The sequence below is a fragment of the Endozoicomonas sp. ISHI1 genome, from assembly GCF_024606225.1.
In the GTDB taxonomy this organism is placed as follows: Bacteria; Pseudomonadota; Gammaproteobacteria; order Pseudomonadales; family Endozoicomonadaceae; genus Endozoicomonas_A.
This window is the reverse complement of the sequence record NZ_JAGRPU010000036.1, coordinates 15,463-30,111: the sequence shown is the minus strand read 5'-3', so window position 1 is coordinate 30,111 and position 14,649 is coordinate 15,463. Positions and strand designations below refer to the sequence as shown.

10 protein-coding genes are annotated in these 14,649 nt (G+C 47.3%); 6 read left to right on the top strand and 4 right to left on the bottom strand.

Going from position 1 to position 14,649, the window contains the following annotated elements; all coding sequences use genetic code 11:
• The first annotated feature begins 48 nt into the window (after positions 1-48).
• The 3 genes from KBW69_RS18910 to KBW69_RS18900 all read left to right on the top strand — a co-directional run bounded on the left by KBW69_RS18910 (position 49) and on the right by KBW69_RS18900 (position 9,316).
• The gene (locus KBW69_RS18910; RefSeq protein WP_257281869.1) at positions 49-5,355 is read left to right on the top strand and encodes a hypothetical protein; all 5,307 of its coding nucleotides are present in this window, start codon (positions 49-51) and stop codon (positions 5,353-5,355) included.
• Positions 5,356-6,048: 693 nt separating this feature from the next.
• On the top strand, positions 6,049-8,472 hold the full coding sequence (locus KBW69_RS18905; protein ID WP_257281868.1) for a hypothetical protein: 2,424 nt from the start codon (positions 6,049-6,051) through the stop codon (positions 8,470-8,472).
• Positions 8,473-8,866: 394 nt separating this feature from the next.
• The gene (locus KBW69_RS18900; protein WP_257253875.1) at positions 8,867-9,316 is read left to right on the top strand and encodes a YcgN family cysteine cluster protein; all 450 of its coding nucleotides are present in this window, start codon (positions 8,867-8,869) and stop codon (positions 9,314-9,316) included.
• A 75-nt stretch (positions 9,317-9,391) separates the two neighbouring features.
• On the opposite strand, the gene KBW69_RS18895 is transcribed toward KBW69_RS18900, so the two are convergent.
• Positions 9,392-9,730 (bottom strand): hypothetical protein, encoded by a 339-nt coding sequence (locus KBW69_RS18895; protein ID WP_257281867.1) that lies wholly within the window; start codon positions 9,728-9,730, stop codon positions 9,392-9,394.
• 371 nt (positions 9,731-10,101) lie between these two features.
• Between KBW69_RS18895 and KBW69_RS18890 the strand changes: the two genes are divergently transcribed.
• The gene (locus tag KBW69_RS18890; protein WP_257281866.1) at positions 10,102-10,782 is read left to right on the top strand and encodes an RING finger domain-containing protein; all 681 of its coding nucleotides are present in this window, start codon (positions 10,102-10,104) and stop codon (positions 10,780-10,782) included.
• Between the two features lie 25 nt (positions 10,783-10,807).
• On the opposite strand, the gene KBW69_RS18885 is transcribed toward KBW69_RS18890, so the two are convergent.
• Positions 10,808-12,040, bottom strand: a complete 1,233-nt coding sequence (locus KBW69_RS18885; protein WP_257253411.1) for a transposase — start codon at positions 12,038-12,040, stop codon at positions 10,808-10,810.
• A 37-nt stretch (positions 12,041-12,077) separates the two neighbouring features.
• Here KBW69_RS18885 and tnpA point away from each other — a divergent pair, with 37 nt between their 5' ends.
• Positions 12,078-12,479 carry an IS200/IS605 family transposase gene (gene tnpA / locus KBW69_RS18880; protein WP_257253413.1) on the top strand — a complete coding sequence of 134 codons (402 nt, stop codon included), beginning with the start codon at positions 12,078-12,080 and terminating at the stop codon, positions 12,477-12,479.
• A gap of 173 nt (positions 12,480-12,652) precedes the next feature.
• Here the strand turns inward: tnpA and KBW69_RS18875 are convergent, their stop codons facing one another.
• Both KBW69_RS18875 and KBW69_RS18870 read right to left on the bottom strand, forming a co-directional pair.
• Positions 12,653-12,757: a LacI family DNA-binding transcriptional regulator gene (locus KBW69_RS18875; RefSeq protein WP_257281864.1), complete on the bottom strand. Its 105-nt coding sequence runs from the start codon at positions 12,755-12,757 to the stop codon at positions 12,653-12,655.
• A complete protein-coding gene (locus tag KBW69_RS18870; RefSeq protein WP_257281863.1) occupies positions 12,745-13,071 on the bottom strand; it encodes a PTS lactose/cellobiose transporter subunit IIA in 327 nt (108 codons plus the stop codon). The genes KBW69_RS18875 and KBW69_RS18870 overlap by 13 nt, the downstream gene beginning before the upstream one ends.
• Before the next feature lie 616 nt (positions 13,072-13,687).
• On the opposite strand from KBW69_RS18870, the gene KBW69_RS18865 reads away from it, so the two are divergent.
• Complete coding sequence (locus tag KBW69_RS18865) at positions 13,688-14,593, top strand: TIGR01777 family oxidoreductase (protein ID WP_257253418.1); 906 nt, start codon at positions 13,688-13,690, stop codon at positions 14,591-14,593.
• Positions 14,594-14,649: the final 56 nt, after the last annotated feature.

Here is a 14,649-nt window from a genome sequence, read left to right as displayed (position 1 = left end):
AACAGTCCTCTTGAGTCTCTCCAATGGCCTCTCCTACCCGTTTGGCCAATGAAGCAGACACGCGGAATTGCCCCGTTAGCTGAGCCTCCCGAATTTCCGGAGAACACTCCCAATGCGCTGATCGCCACGGGCGCTGCCGGAGGAGATGGTGGCGATAAGCCACCTGACGGATACGAATGGAATCCTGATCCGGAGCCCCAGTCTCACCCTTACCTTGTTCTTGCCCCTGTTCAAAAATGCCTGCAACAAAAAAGACAACTACTTCAAATGCTACGAATCAAACGACTATGGTCTATTGCGACGGGCCAAACTACGCTGGCCCGGATATTGTCAGACCGGATCATGGTGATTGAAGCAGATCTTCTTGATCTGGAAAGGTCAGATTCTGCCGCGATTCAACCAGCGCTGATTCAGACATGGCTGGCAGAGAATGGTCAGGAACTCAGTGTTTACCGTGGGATCGTTTCTGCCAAATATTCTGGCCGACAGGTAGGTACTGAGAAAAAGAATCCATCCTCCCGAATGACCAAAGCATCAACGACTGCGACAACAGATCAGACCGGCCAGATAAGCCAATCCACTGCCCGTAACCAGGGAACCGATTCTACAGGCGACAGTGGTCGTGGAGACGATGACCCACCGGAACCTTCAGTTGTGCAGGATACCGGAAGTTCGGTTGTCACTTGTTCCAAGTGTAACAAGGCACTGGATACACAGGAATTAAGGCAAATAACCAATGAGGCAGCTGCCTCAGCGATTTTATGCAACAAGTGCCTGTCGGGCACTCATGGTAAAAAAAGAGCAAGACAAACCCCGGAAGAAACAGAACCTGATTCATCAGAACCGGCTCAGAAAAAAAAGAAGGGTCCGGGTAGAAAGAGAAATAACTCAAAAACAGCCGCTGCACCACCAGCCAAAAAAAAGAAGCCGACAGACAATCAGATTACCGATGACCCATTGGAAAAAGTAAAAGCAAATATTAAATACGAATTAAGCGAGGAAGAGCTTGAAAAAGCTCAAATCCTGATGGAGGTATTCAAGAAAAAAAACATCACTGTAAAGCATACTTTCTATAAGCTACTTGGTTTCTTAGAGAGAGATTCTTTTGATGCCTTCTTCGAGAATACGAGCATTTTTTTTGCGCACCTTTCTGAAAACTTCAAAAATACAGGCATGCTGACCAGCATGCTGGGTAATCTAAAAAAACATATCCGTAGTTTTGCAGAACGTAGTCAGAGTGAACTCGAATATTTAGCAAGTTTGGATGTATTGACTTCTTTCTCGTCCATGAATAGTAGCAAAGGTCTGCCCACACATAAGGAAGTGAAAGCAATACTGGGCTGGCCGGAATGGAAAGACAAGAATGGCGAGTTCAATATGGAACTGTTCCGTTCTTTCTCGTCCATGAAGAATAACCGGGGCTTGCCCAAACATGAGGAAGTCAAAGAGGTGCTGGACTGGCCTGAATGGAAAGACAGGCATGGCCAGTTCAGTATGGAGCTGTTCCGCGCCTTCTCGTCCATGAATCATGGCAGAGGAATACTTAAACATGAGGAAGTGAAAGCGGTGCTGGGCTGGCCCGAATGGAAAGACAGGCATGGCAAGTTCAGCATGGAGCTGTTCCGCGCCTTCTCGTCCATGAATAGCAGCAAAGGCACGCTTGAACATGAAAAAGTGAAAGAGATGCTGGGCTGGCCTGAATGGAAAGACAAGGATGGCAAGTTCAATACGGAGCTGTTTCATGCCTTCTCGTCCATGAATCATAGCAGAGGCCTGCTCAACCATGAGGAAGTTATAGAGGTGCTGGACTGGCCGGAATGGAAAGACAAGAATGGCGAGTTCAGCATGAAGTTGTTCCGCGCCTTCTCGTCCATGAATCATGCCAAAGGAAAGCTCAAACATGAGAAAGTGAAAAAGGTGCTGAGCTGGCCCGAATGGAAGGACAAAGATGGCGAGTTCAATACGGAGCTGTTTCGCGCCTTCTCGTCCATGAATAATGACAGAGGCATGCTCAAATATGAGGAAGTGAAAGCGGTGCTGAGCTGGCCTGAATGGAAAGACAAGAATGGCGAGTTCAATGTAGAGCTGTTCCGCGCCTTCTCGTCCATGAATCATGGCAAAGGCCTGCACAAACATAAGGAGAAAGTAAAAGAGGTATTGGGCTGGCCGGAATGGAAAGACAAGGATGGTGAGTTCAATACAGAGCTGTTCCACACCTTCTCATCCATGAATCATGGCAAAGGCATGCTTAAACATGAGGACATGAAAGAGATGCTGGGCTGGCCTGAATGGAAAGACAAGGATGGAGTGTTCATTATTGAGCTGTTTCGCGCCTTTTCTTCCATGAATCATGGCCGGGGCTTGCCCAAACATGAGCAAGTGAAAGAGGTGCTTGGCTGGCCGGAATGGAAAGACAAGGATGGCGAGTTCAATATGAAGTTGTTCCGCTCTTTCTCATCCATGAATACTGGCAAAGGCATGCTCAATCATGAGCAAGTGAAAGAGGTGCTGGGCTGGCCGGAATGGAAAGACAAGGATGGCAAGTTCTGTATGGAGCTGTTCCGCTCCTTCTCGTCTATGAATCATGGCAAAGGCACGCTCAAACATGAGCAACTGAAAGAGGAGCTGGGCTGGCCGGAATGGAAAGACAAGGATGGCGAGTTCAGTATGGAGCTGTTCCGCTCTTTCTCATCCATGAATACTGGCACAGGCATGCTCAAATATGAGGAAGTGAAAGAGGTGCTTGCCTGGTCGGAATGGAAAAACAAGGATGGCGAGTTCAATATGAAGTTGTTCCGTGCTTTCTCGTCTATGAATCATGGCCAGGGCTTGCCCAAACATGAGAACGTGAAAGAGATGCTGAACTGGCCGGGATGGAAAGACAAGGATGGCGAGTTCAGTATGGAGCTGTTCCGAGCATTCTCGTCTATGAATCATTGCAAAGGCATGCTCAAATATAAGCAAGTAAAAGAGGTGCTGGGCTGGCCGGAATGGAAAGACAAGGATGACGAGTTCAATATGGAACTGCTCCGCGCCTTTTCGTCCGTGAATCATGCCAAAGGCATGCTCAAACATGAGCAAGTGAAAGAGGTGCTGAGCTGGCCGGAATGGAAAGACAAGGATGGCGAGTTCAATATGGAGCTGTTCCGCGCCTTCTCTTCCATGAATCATGGCCAGGGCATGTTCAAGCATGAGGACATGAAAGAAGTGCTGGGCTGGCCGGAATGGAAAGACAAGGGGGACGAGTTCAATATGGAGCTGTTCCGCGCATTCTCGTCCATGAATAATGCCAGAGGCATGCTCAGACATGAGAAAGTGAAAGAGGTGCTGAACTGGCCGGAATGGAAACACAGGGATGACCAGTTCAATATGAAGTTGTTCCGTGCTTTTTCGTCCATGAATAATGGCCGGGGCTTGCCCAAAAATGAACCTGTAAAAAAAGTGCTGGGCTGGGTGCGTTACCGGGGGGCGCTCAATCATCTGCTATTGCAAATTATGACCAGACTCTGGAAATCAGAAGGGCTACCTGCTGCTGAAGCGCTCCAACATCAGGAAACACGACTGAAACAGTGGCTGTATACAAAATTGACTGGAGAACGCAGCAACCCGGATGATAAGGAAGATGACGAATACAATAGCGACTCAGAGGATGATGAAGAAAAATGCAATCGCCAGATAAAAACGGTCGCCCTTTATCTTTCCACCCCTAAGCCAGACTGGTCACTAACATGGACGGTTTTAAAACAATTCTGTCAACTCCATGAAAAGACTAAAACGGTTCTGATGCTGGAATCATTGATAGGGCTTTTATCTTCTTCCGGAGGGAAAAGCGTCGAGCGCTACCTTCAGTCTAGTCAACTGGATCGGCATTTTTTGTGGCGTCATTCAATGAAAGCCGTGCCTTTGCGTGTGTTAAATAAAGCCATGTTTCTGTTTTCTTCCGATGAAGACAGGGAGCGTTTTGTCTACTTTGTCAAGCAGCTGAAGTCAGTGCCGGATAAAGGACTATGGGAACAGTACTCAGCCCATTTACAACCATTGTCAGGGGTGCTGAAACTCGACTACATGCAAAGGCTCTACCTGAAAATCCTGCAACCCTTAACAAAGGATGATCAGCTCCGTTTTCTTGATGCCAGCCATGCCCGGGCTGTATTCGAGCTGTTTCCCTCGTTGAGCGCTCTGCAAAAACTCAGCAAAGAGCATTCCTCCCAATGGTTAAAACGGCTGCTTGAAGCCTGCCTCCAACTAAAAACCCATGACATCACCAAAGAAGGCATCCAGATACTGTTTGAAGCGCTGCTCAAAACCCATAGCCTTCTGCCCTGGGATCAAGATATCGGCGATCATTTTCTGTCCGGAATGCATACAACCGGCAACAACAACGTTGAGATACCTGTCTCTGGTCTTATAACGTCAGGAGAACAGCTGGCCCTGAGTTATATCACTGTGCTCATGCAGAACATTAACCAGATGTCTTTTACTGTCAAAGGGCATTGGCTTGAGGTTGAAGTACTGGGTGACGGTGTTCAGATCTACCGTTTTCCAGTGCCACAGCTGAAAATAGATGATGAAAAAATAGAAATCAGCAACTGGTCAGAGGAGCAGTTCAGGATTTTTTTGAAAATCACAGGGGTATCTGAACACTATTATTTGACAGCAGATCAATGGCAAAAGCACTTAAACCCGGATGACCCGGTATACATCCAAAGACGCGAAGCCAGACTGGCCGCAAATGAAGCGCTGAAGGCTAAAGGTGCGGTTGAAGCAGCCCCTTTCAACCCTTTACCTGTTCATGTTCTCGCTACCCTGATCAAGAGAGGAATGGTCATCAAACCCGTCGCCTGGAAATCCCTTGAACATCATAAAGAGAGACTGCCTGTATCCCTGCTTGGCAAACTGAAGGAAAGAATGGAAACATCAGGTACAGAATGCCCCGATGAGGTTAAAGCATCGCTGTCCCAATATCTGGAAAACCTTCAATCCAGGGAAACTGAAGCCTCTGAGTCGGTGATTGAACCGGAACCGCAAAACGTTAACCCGCCAGACGACAAACAAGAAAAACAGGCGTTTGGCAGTTTATGGTTAAAGCTCAACCAGACAGAAGTTTTTAGCATCGAAATACTGAACTTGCTGGACGATTATGGAGATGAAATGGAGCTGATGCACACAGTAACCGTCCTTAAAAAAGCCAAAATCGATATCGATAACCACATACTGGAAGGATGGAGGCAACGGGCATGCAGCGAAATAAAGCGGTTAAAAAGGCAAGACCCCTTATTATCAGAGGTTGATCCTGATGTTTATCAGAGTTGTCAGGAATTAGAGTTATTTGATGGGTGTGGAAGTATTTTTTAATAGGCATATGTCTTTCGTCTGACTCAGCAGATTTCTTTAGACTACTGTCGTTTTATAAAAGCCTCAATTAAGCTAACCCGCTTCTTTAAGTTTGACGAAAGCTTCTGTCAGGCGAACTCTCTCACTTAAAAAAAACTTTTCGCCAACTCCGATCGTGGCGCACTGACTATCTGGCTGCTATATATTCCGGTGCCAATGAGAGGTCATTCAATGGTCATGAGCCGGATGACGTTAAAATAACGTGTTTTTCCAATAGCGAAGGAGTCCGTGATGCGGATTTTTTTTAAGCCTGAATCTACGAGACGCCAACAAAAAAACCAAACTCTCTGCTTAATGCTCCGACCGCTGCTTCTGTTGATGAGCATAATGTTTGGGGAGTCGCTGCCCGCATTGGGATTAGCCGGCTCAAGCCCACCACCAGTGCATTTCGTTTATACCAATAAGTTGACTGAACCTGTAAAAACCAATCCTCATTCGGCTGGGTTTATGCCACTCGCTCAACAATTGCCTCCCCTCCCCATTTGGCCAAGTGACGGAAACAACTGGAATACCGATCCACAGCCCCAGCCTGCCCATAACCTTGTTCTCAGCCCTGTTCAAAAATACCTGCAAAAAAAAAAGGAACTGCTTCGTAAGCTACGATTAAAACGACAATTATCTACTAATAAAAACCAAACAACACTAGCTCGGGTTTTGTCAAACCGGATCATGGTGATTGAAGCGGATCTTATGGATCTGGAAAGGTCAGACCCTGCCACGATTGATCCAGGACTGCTTCAAACATGGCTGGCAGATAATGATCAGGAACTCAGTATTTACCGTGAGATCACTTCTGGTAAAGGTTCTGGCCGTCAGGCGGGTTCCGGGAAAAAGGGTCACCCCTCCCGAACGACTGCAGCATCGTCGACTGCGACAACAGGCGGGTCAGGCCAATCCGGCCAGATTTCCCAAGCCGCCGTCCCTGGCCAGGAAACCGATTCAGAAGACGACAGTGGTAGTGGGGGCGATGACCCACTGAAACCCTCGGCTGAGCAGGACACTGGAAGTTCGGTTGCAACTTGTTCGAAGTGTAACAAGCCACTGAATCAACAAGAATTAAAGCGTATAGCTAATGAGGAATCAGCTTCAGCGTTTTTATGTGACAACTGCCCGCCGGGGACTGAGAGTAAAAAAAATGAACCATTGGAAGAAGTAAAAGAGAATATCGAATACGAATTAACCAATGAAGAATTGGAAAAAGTGCAATCCCTGATGGTGGTATTCGAGAAAGAAAACATCACGGTTAAGTACTCTTTTTACAGGCTGCTTGGTTTCGTAGAGAGAAATTCTTTTAATGGTTTCTTCGATAATGCCATTGCTTTTTTTGGGCACCTTACTGAAAGCATCAAAAATACTGACGTGCTGACCGACATGCTGAAGAATAGAAAAGAACATATCTCTGATTTTGTCGAACGTAGCCAGGATGAACTCGCATATTTAGCCAGTTTGAATGTATTAACTTCCTTTGCATCCATGAACAATGGCAAAGGTGTGCCCAAACATGAGGAAGTGAAAGCAATACTGAGCTGGCCGGAATGGAAAGACCAGAATGACAATTTCAATACACAGCTGTTCCTCGCCATCTCGTCTATGAATCATAGCAGAGGCTTTCCCAAACATGAGGAAGTGAAAGCGGTGCTGAGCTGGCCTGAATGGAAAGACAAGAATGGCGAGTTCAATACGAAGCTGTTCCTCGTCTTCTCGTGCATGGATCATGGCAAAGGCCTGCACAAACATAAGGAGAAAGTAAAAGAGGTATTGGGCTGGCCGGAATGGAGAGACCGGGATGGCAAGTTCAATGCGGAGCTGTTTCTCGCCGTCACGTCTATGAATCATGGCAGAGGCTTTCTCAAACATGAAGAAGTGACAATGCTGCTGGGCTGGCCGGAATGGAGAGACCAGGATGGCGAGTTCAATACGGAGCTGTTCCTCGCCGTCTCGTCTATGAATCATGGCAGAGGCTTTCCCAAACATGAAGAAGTGACAATGCTGCTGGGCTGGCCGGAATGGAGAGACCAGGATGGCGAGTTCAATACGGAGCTGTTTCTCGCCGTCATGTCTATGAATCATGGCAGAGGCTTTCCCAAACATGAGGAAGTGGCAGTGCTGCTGGGCTGGCCGGAATGGAGAGACCAGGATGGCGAGTTCAATACGAAGCTGTTCCTCGCCGTCACATCTGTGAATCATGGCAGAGGCTTTCCCAAACATGAGGAAGTGGCAGTGCTGCTGGGCTGGCCGGAATGGAGAGACCAGGATGGCAAGTTCAATACGAAGCTGTTCCTCGCCGTCACGTCTGTGAATCATGGCAGAGGCTTTCCCAAACATGAGGAAGTGGCAGTGCTGCTCGGCTGGCCGGAATGGAGAGACCAGGATGGCAAGTTCAATACGGAGCTGTTTCTCGCCGTCATGTCTATGAATCATGGCAGAGGCTTTCCCAAACATGAGGAAGTGACAGTGCTGCTGGGCTGGCCGGAATGGAGAGACCGGGATGGCAAGTTCAATACGAAGCTTTTCGTCGCCGTCTCGTTTATGAATCACGGCAAAGGCTTTCCCAAACATGAGGAAGTGGCAGTGCTGCTGAGCTGGCCGGAATGGAGAGACCAGGATGGCGAGTTCAATACGAAGCTGTTCCTTGCCGTCTCGTCTATGAATCATGGCAGAGGCTTTCCCAAACACGTAGAAGTAAGACTAATGCTGGACTGGCCGGAATGGAGAGACCAGGATGGCCGGTTCAATACGGAGCTGTTCCTCGCCCTCTCGTCCATGAATCATGGCAAAGGCTTCCCCAAACATGAGGAAGTGACAGTGGTGCTGGGCTGGCTTGAATGGAGACGGGATGACAAGTTCAATACGGCGCTGTTCCTCTACTACGCGTCCAGGAATCATGGCAGAGGCTTGCCCAAGCATCAGCAGGAAGTGAAAGACACGCTGAGTCGGCTGGAATCGAAAGACCAGCAGTATGAGCATGGATTCAATGAGGAGCTGTTCCGCGCTTTCTCGTCCATGTCTACGTCAAGAGGCTTGCCCCAATATGAGCAAGTGAAAGCGATTTTCAACTGGCCGAAATGGAAAGACTAGCAGCCTGTCGAACTTATGTGTCCGTAGCGAAGGTTGCGAGAAATTAAGGATAAAAATTTCTGATCCCGAGGAGAATAGCGAGCTATTTGACGAGGGAGCATGAATTTTCAGGCCAATTTATCGCAACCGCACAACTGCATGGATGCAGGAGCTGATCAGTTGCGTTTTCTGGACGCCAACAACGCCCGGCCTGTATTCGAACTGTTTACTTCTTTGACTGCCCTGCAAAAACTCAGAAAAGAGCATTCTTCTAAAAAGGCGAGACCCTTTATTATTGGAAGTTGCTCTTGATGTTTGTGAGAGTTGTCAGGAATTAGAGTTGCTTCATGGCTATTAGTTCGTTACTTTCTGCCGGTAATTGCACTACTTCACATTAAATGAACACTATTGCGGTATGACAACCTCTTTCTGGCAGACCAAATCCCTCGAACAGATGACTCCTGATGAATGGGAGAGCCTCTGTGATGGCTGCGGTCGCTGCTGCCTGCAAAAGCTGCAAGATGAGGATACAGGAGAGGTTCACTACACCTCTCTGGCCTGCAAGCTGCTGGATATTCATAGCTGCCAGTGTTCAGATTATGAACACCGCAAGGAAAAAGTCCCTGAATGCCTTAAGCTGACAGCCAGTGATATTCCTCATTTTCACTGGCTGCCAGACACCTGTGCCTATCGACTTCTGGCCGAAGGCAAACCGCTTTGCGACTGGCACCCTCTGATATCCGGAAACCCGGACAGCGTTCATTTGGCTGGCATTTCCATCGGGGCGTTTGCGCAATCAGAAAGCTCAGTGCCTGAAGAGGATTGGGAAGATTACATTATCCCCCTGCAGCCCGTCGAGCGCTGAGTCGGGCAGCCCCCGCTATCCCCGACGACATTCAGCTCCGCCGAAGGCGTCAGCTGGAATGGCCGTGTCAGGCTGCTAGGGAGAGAAGTAATCCAGTACCTCAACATAATACATGCAGCCTCGAATCATAATACCCATATGACTAGGGAAAAAGTTTGTTGGCGCGGGGAAGCCTTGCACCCAGTATGGAAAAGCCTGCTGCCGGATGGACACCCAAAGAATACCCCAGCCATTTGATTGAAGCACAAAATTAGCCACAGAATTGTAGTCATAAGGACTGCGGATAACATAGCCTGTGGCAACACTCTTACAGGAAAGACAAAAAAGAGCAGTCAGAGCTATATATTTTTTCATATCAGCCAATAACCTCCATATGCTGAAGAATATATATGGACCAAATGACTGATCTTGCAACTTGACGACCTCTGCAGGGGACAAGCCCCCATTTACTGGCAAATCATCTTGAAACCTCTCTTGGGCATCAATCCTGTATTGACCTTATTGCGCTGGTTATTTTTGGCCTCATGCAGATGGGTTCAGTCAACCTTTCCCGTATTGCCCGAACTTTGGGGCACGTACCGGGACCGGCTCCGGGTGCAATCGTCTCAAGCACTTCTTCGCCCGGAGTGGCATGGAGCATGATGATATTGCCAGAATGGTCGCTAAGTAGGAGGGCGTCATTCCCACGGAGGAAGCTGTCGCAAAAGTAGCGAGCAAAGCTGAGACGAGGCAACGGTTCTTCCGCCTGGCATCGTTATGGCTTTTCACAGGGTAAGTCATAAAATTTGGGGAACTTTTCTGCCAGTTTTTTATCTCATTATTTACTAATGAACAGAAATGGAACTTATTTTATGACAATGAGTGTTTCGGATGCATGTCAAATCTGTCTCGGGTCTTTTAATGAAAAAGATAATGAAGATCTTCGATGTAAGAATAAAAAAGTGGTTCTCCCGTGCCATGAATCTCATGTTTTTGGAAGAAAATGTCTTGCTATATGGTATGGCCATTCCAAGACTTGTCCTAGCTGTAGGGCTCCGGTGCCGTCATATGTTTTTGAGAATATGCCTCCTCCTCGATCATTGCGTGAACGGGTAACCAGAATATCTCAAATTGCTACTAATGCTTTTATTGGTGCTGCTGGCTCTGCTCTTATTGGGGCAACTCTTATTGGTACCTCTGGCATTATTAATATTTACAGTGGTTTGGCTGAGACTGGTGATGTTATGACCGCTTTGGCTGCTGGTGTACGCACAGCTACTCTATCCGGAGCTGTTTTTGGAGCGGGAAATAGCGTAATTGAAGTACTACCTTACGGGTTTATAGGTTTTTCTATTAGCCTTGCCAGCTGCCCTATAGCTTATGCATTTTATGGCTACCTTGCTGCTAGTCATTTTGCTGGTTTTGCCGCTGGTGCATTCGTTGGCGTGCTCTGCCCTCCTCATCCTTCTATTTATTTTGATGATTAATTTACGGGGTGATGTACTCCCACCACTAAGCCGCTGAAGCAGCTTTAGTGGGGGCTTCTTGCGACCCACGCTGAGAACTCTCAACACCTTTCGCTGTAGCACCTGCGCTGACAGATATTGCTACAGGGGAACTCTTTATACAAACGCTGCATCCCAGCGAATCAGCTAAACCAATATCACGGATATTACAGGCGGCGTTTATGTCCCTGTCATTGACAGATTGACAATTTGGGCACTGCCACTCCCGCACAGACAGGGGCATGGCTTCCATTTTATAGCCGCAGCAATTACACAGTTTGGAACTCGGATGGAACCTCCCTATCCGAATCAGGTTCTTGCCATTCCAACGACACTTGTATTCCAGTGTCGTCAGAAACATTCCCCAGCCTGCGTCCTGTATTGCTCTGGCAAGTTTACGGTTTTTTATCATGCCTTTGATATTGAGGTCTTCTACAGCAAAGGTGGTTGCGTGGCTTTTGTCAGCCAAATTTGCTGTTGCCTGGTGCGTGAAATCGTAGCGACGGTTGGCTATTTTTTCATGGATTATGGAGACTTTGCGTTTTTGCTTTGATCTGTTGGCTGAACCTTTTTTCTTTCTGGCGAGTATCTTTTGCTCCATTGCCAGCCGAACCAGTGAAGCCTTCAGAATACGAGGGTTTTCAGTCTTGTTACCTTTACTATCAATAAGAAATTCAGTCAGCCCAACATCAAGACCAACAGTGTTTTCTCTTTCAATCGTTGCAGGAGCTGGATCAACAACACCATCATCAACCAACACACTGGCAAAGTATTTGCCTGACGGTGAACGCTTGACAGTAACGGTTTTGACCTTGCCGGAAAACGGGCGATGAAGTTTTGCTTTTATTCCCTTCAGCTTTGGCAGGTTGATAGCCGATGCTTCAAAATCAACCGTTACATGCTGGGGGCATTGGAAAGACTGCCAGCCGGAATATTTTGATTTGAATTTTGGAAACTGGGCTCGACCCTGAAAAAAGTTGGTGAACGCAGTATCCAGGTTGGCGAGAGAGGCCAGCAGACTTTGACTGTTGACGTCCGTCAACCATTCTTTGTCGTCTTTCTTGCTGGCAACCAGACGATCCTGAAGCTGACGCTTTGACAGGCTCTTTCCGGTTTCTTTGTAATGTTTGTCTTTTTCTGACAATGCCCAGTTATAGACATGACGAGAGCAACCGAAGTGCTTTTCAATCAGCACTCGCTGTTCAGGGTTGGGGTAGGTTCTGTACTTGTATGCTCTCATACGACTATAATAACACAAAATAACTTAGTGTAATAGAATGAAATCCCACTATCATTGTGTCTATAAGCTAAAATATCATTTAGTGTTAGTAACAAAATACCGCCGTAGATGCTTCACAGCTCCCATGCTGGTCAGGTTGGAAGAAATCTGTCGTGACCTTTGCCAAAAGTGGGAGGTTGATCTTGAAGAGTTTGGTGGAGAGGCTGACCATGTTCACCTAATGCTTGATCTGCATCCGAACATCATGCCCAGCAAGTTCGTGAACAACCTGAAAACTGTCACCAGCAGGCTTATCCGAAAAGAGTTTTCAAAGCACTTGAAAATGCATTATTGGAAGCCTGTTCTATGGACAAGGGCGTACTGCTTGATAACGGCTGACGGTGCGCCTTTGGAAGTTCTGAAGGAATACATACAGAAACAGGAGAGGCCGGAGAAATGACAGCCCTATACGGGCTATTCGCTATCCATCTCCATCCAAACCTTCAAAGGTCGCTACGCTCCCAATGAGAGGCTATGGATGGAGAATTTCGCGAGTTTCGTTAAACTGTATTCACAGAGAAAAGCAAAGGCTTCCACACAACCTGCAGCCATCTCTTGAATAGCAAACTCCACTCACAGGCGGGTTGTCTCCGTTACCTGTCCGGTATTTTTCAGTACCCTGGATACCATAGCACGGGATACTTTTGCTCGCTCAGCGACGTCTTTTATTGTGGCCATTTTTGCTTCTGATCGATTTTTTTGTGAAGTGTTATCAGCTCCTGAACCATTTCCTGAGCCAGCATGGATGTCATCAAATGATCCTGGGCATGTACCATCACCAGGGTCATTGGCCTTTTCCCTTCGCCCTGATCTTCCTCGATCAGTTGAGTCTGGATTCTTTGAGCCCCTTTTGCGGCCTCCCGGGCGTGAGCTATCATCTCTTCGGCTCCTTCGTAATCCCCAGCCTTTGCCTTGGACAAAGCTTCGTAAGCACAGCTGCGAGCCTGGCCAGAGTTGATGATAATCTCAATTACAGCGGACTCAGGATCCATAGTCGTACTCCTGTCTGGTATACAGTTAGCCGGAGTGCTTTGCGGACTCTTGATCAATTGCCCGAAACACTCAAAAAATGTTTTACGGTAAAAATAGTCAGGACGCTCAGTTTACACTGTGTCTTTTTAGATGCAGTCGGTTTCATGGAGTGGTGACATTATGGCTGACATAAGTCAAAAAACCGGGTTTTGGACTGCTTGAGTGAAAGTGAAATAAAAAAAGACAAATGCCTTATATTCGTGACTGGATATTCGCATAGGTGTAAACCGAAGCTTTATTGATATAGATCAAGGTTTTTGTAGTAGGTAATACGTATTATGAAGTCACTCGGGCCAATCAAGAAAAATAATAAAAAGCGCCAGAGAATAAGGGACATAAAAAAAAGAAGCGGGAGCCAGTGACAAGCCAGCTGATCAAATACCCGGGTTTGAGGGGACCCAGGGTATTTTTTTATGGGTAAAAAATCTGCCTCAAAGTTCATTCATTCTGCAATAAAAATCATCAGTAAAAAATTGTTTCTGAAGCTCATGGCTGTTTAATATGGAATCATGGGATTTTATCCCGTGAGACTGAGGACGCTCCATTTCATTTCAAGGCTTATTCGGGACTTATGTCATGCAGATACTGATTACCGGGGGAACAGGGTTTATTGGCCGCCGACTGGTGGCCAGACTTTTATCAAAAGGGCATCGGCTGACCATTTTGAGCAGACAGGATGCCAGGGATGTACACCGCCTTCTGTCCACTGAAGTGAAGCCTGTAAAGTCCTTGTCGGCTGTGAAGCCCTCTGAAGCCTTCGATGCCATTGTCAATCTGGCCGGTGAAGGAGTGATGGATAAGCGTTGGACTCCCTCAAGAAAAAGACAGTTGCTCAATAGCCGGATCGCATTGACTTCAGAATTGGTTGACCTGACTGAGAGAATGGAAAACCGGCCAGACTGTCTGATCAGTGGCTCTGCTATTGGGTTTTATGGTGGTAGGGACGATGCTGCCCGTCTGGATGAGTCTTCCGGGGCTGGGGATGACTTTGCTGCAGGACTGTGTATACGCTGGGAGCAGGCTGCTGTGCGTGCAAAGGATTTGGGGCTGCGGGTTTGTCTGGTCAGAACCGGAGTAGTATTGCACCCTGAAGGCGGTGCGCTCCGGGAAATGATGCTTCCTTTCCGTCTGGGTATTGGTGGTCCGCTGGGTTCTGGCAAGCAGATGATGTCGTGGATTCACATGGAAGATATGGTGAATGCGCTGGAATTTTTGCTGGAGAATGACTCAGCTGAGGGCGCCTTTAATGCCACCGCTCCTGAAGCTGTCAGTAATAAAGACTTTGCCGTGACTCTGGCCGGCACTCTTAATCGTCCGGCCTTCCTGAAAATGCCAGCCATGGTTCTCAGGGGAATGTTGGGGGAGTCTTCTGAAATGGTATTGAAAGGCCAGAATATCTACCCACAGCGTCTCATGGCTGAAGGATTTTCATTCACTTATCCACAACTTAAACCAGCACTGACTCAGTTGATTGGGGCTTAGTATGAAAAAATAATTTAAAAATGCCGTTTAATTTATCGTTTTATAATAAAATCATC

Bases quoted from the DNA above. Each gene is read 5' to 3' on its own strand.
- KBW69_RS18885 (WP_257253411.1), bottom strand. From the start codon at position 12,040: ATGAGAGCATACAAGTACAGAACCTACCCCAACCCTGAACAGCGAGTG.
- KBW69_RS18870 (WP_257281863.1), bottom strand. From the start codon at position 13,071: ATGGATCCTGAGTCCGCTGTAATTGAGATTATCATCAACTCTGGCCAG.
- tnpA (WP_257253413.1), top strand. From the start codon at position 12,078: ATGAAATCCCACTATCATTGTGTCTATAAGCTAAAATATCATTTAGTG.
- KBW69_RS18865 (WP_257253418.1), top strand. From the start codon at position 13,688: ATGCAGATACTGATTACCGGGGGAACAGGGTTTATTGGCCGCCGACTG.
- KBW69_RS18900 (WP_257253875.1), top strand. From the start codon at position 8,867: ATGACAACCTCTTTCTGGCAGACCAAATCCCTCGAACAGATGACTCCT.
- KBW69_RS18910 (WP_257281869.1), top strand. From the start codon at position 49: ATGAAGCAGACACGCGGAATTGCCCCGTTAGCTGAGCCTCCCGAATTT.
- KBW69_RS18875 (WP_257281864.1), bottom strand. From the start codon at position 12,757: ATGGCCACAATAAAAGACGTCGCTGAGCGAGCAAAAGTATCCCGTGCT.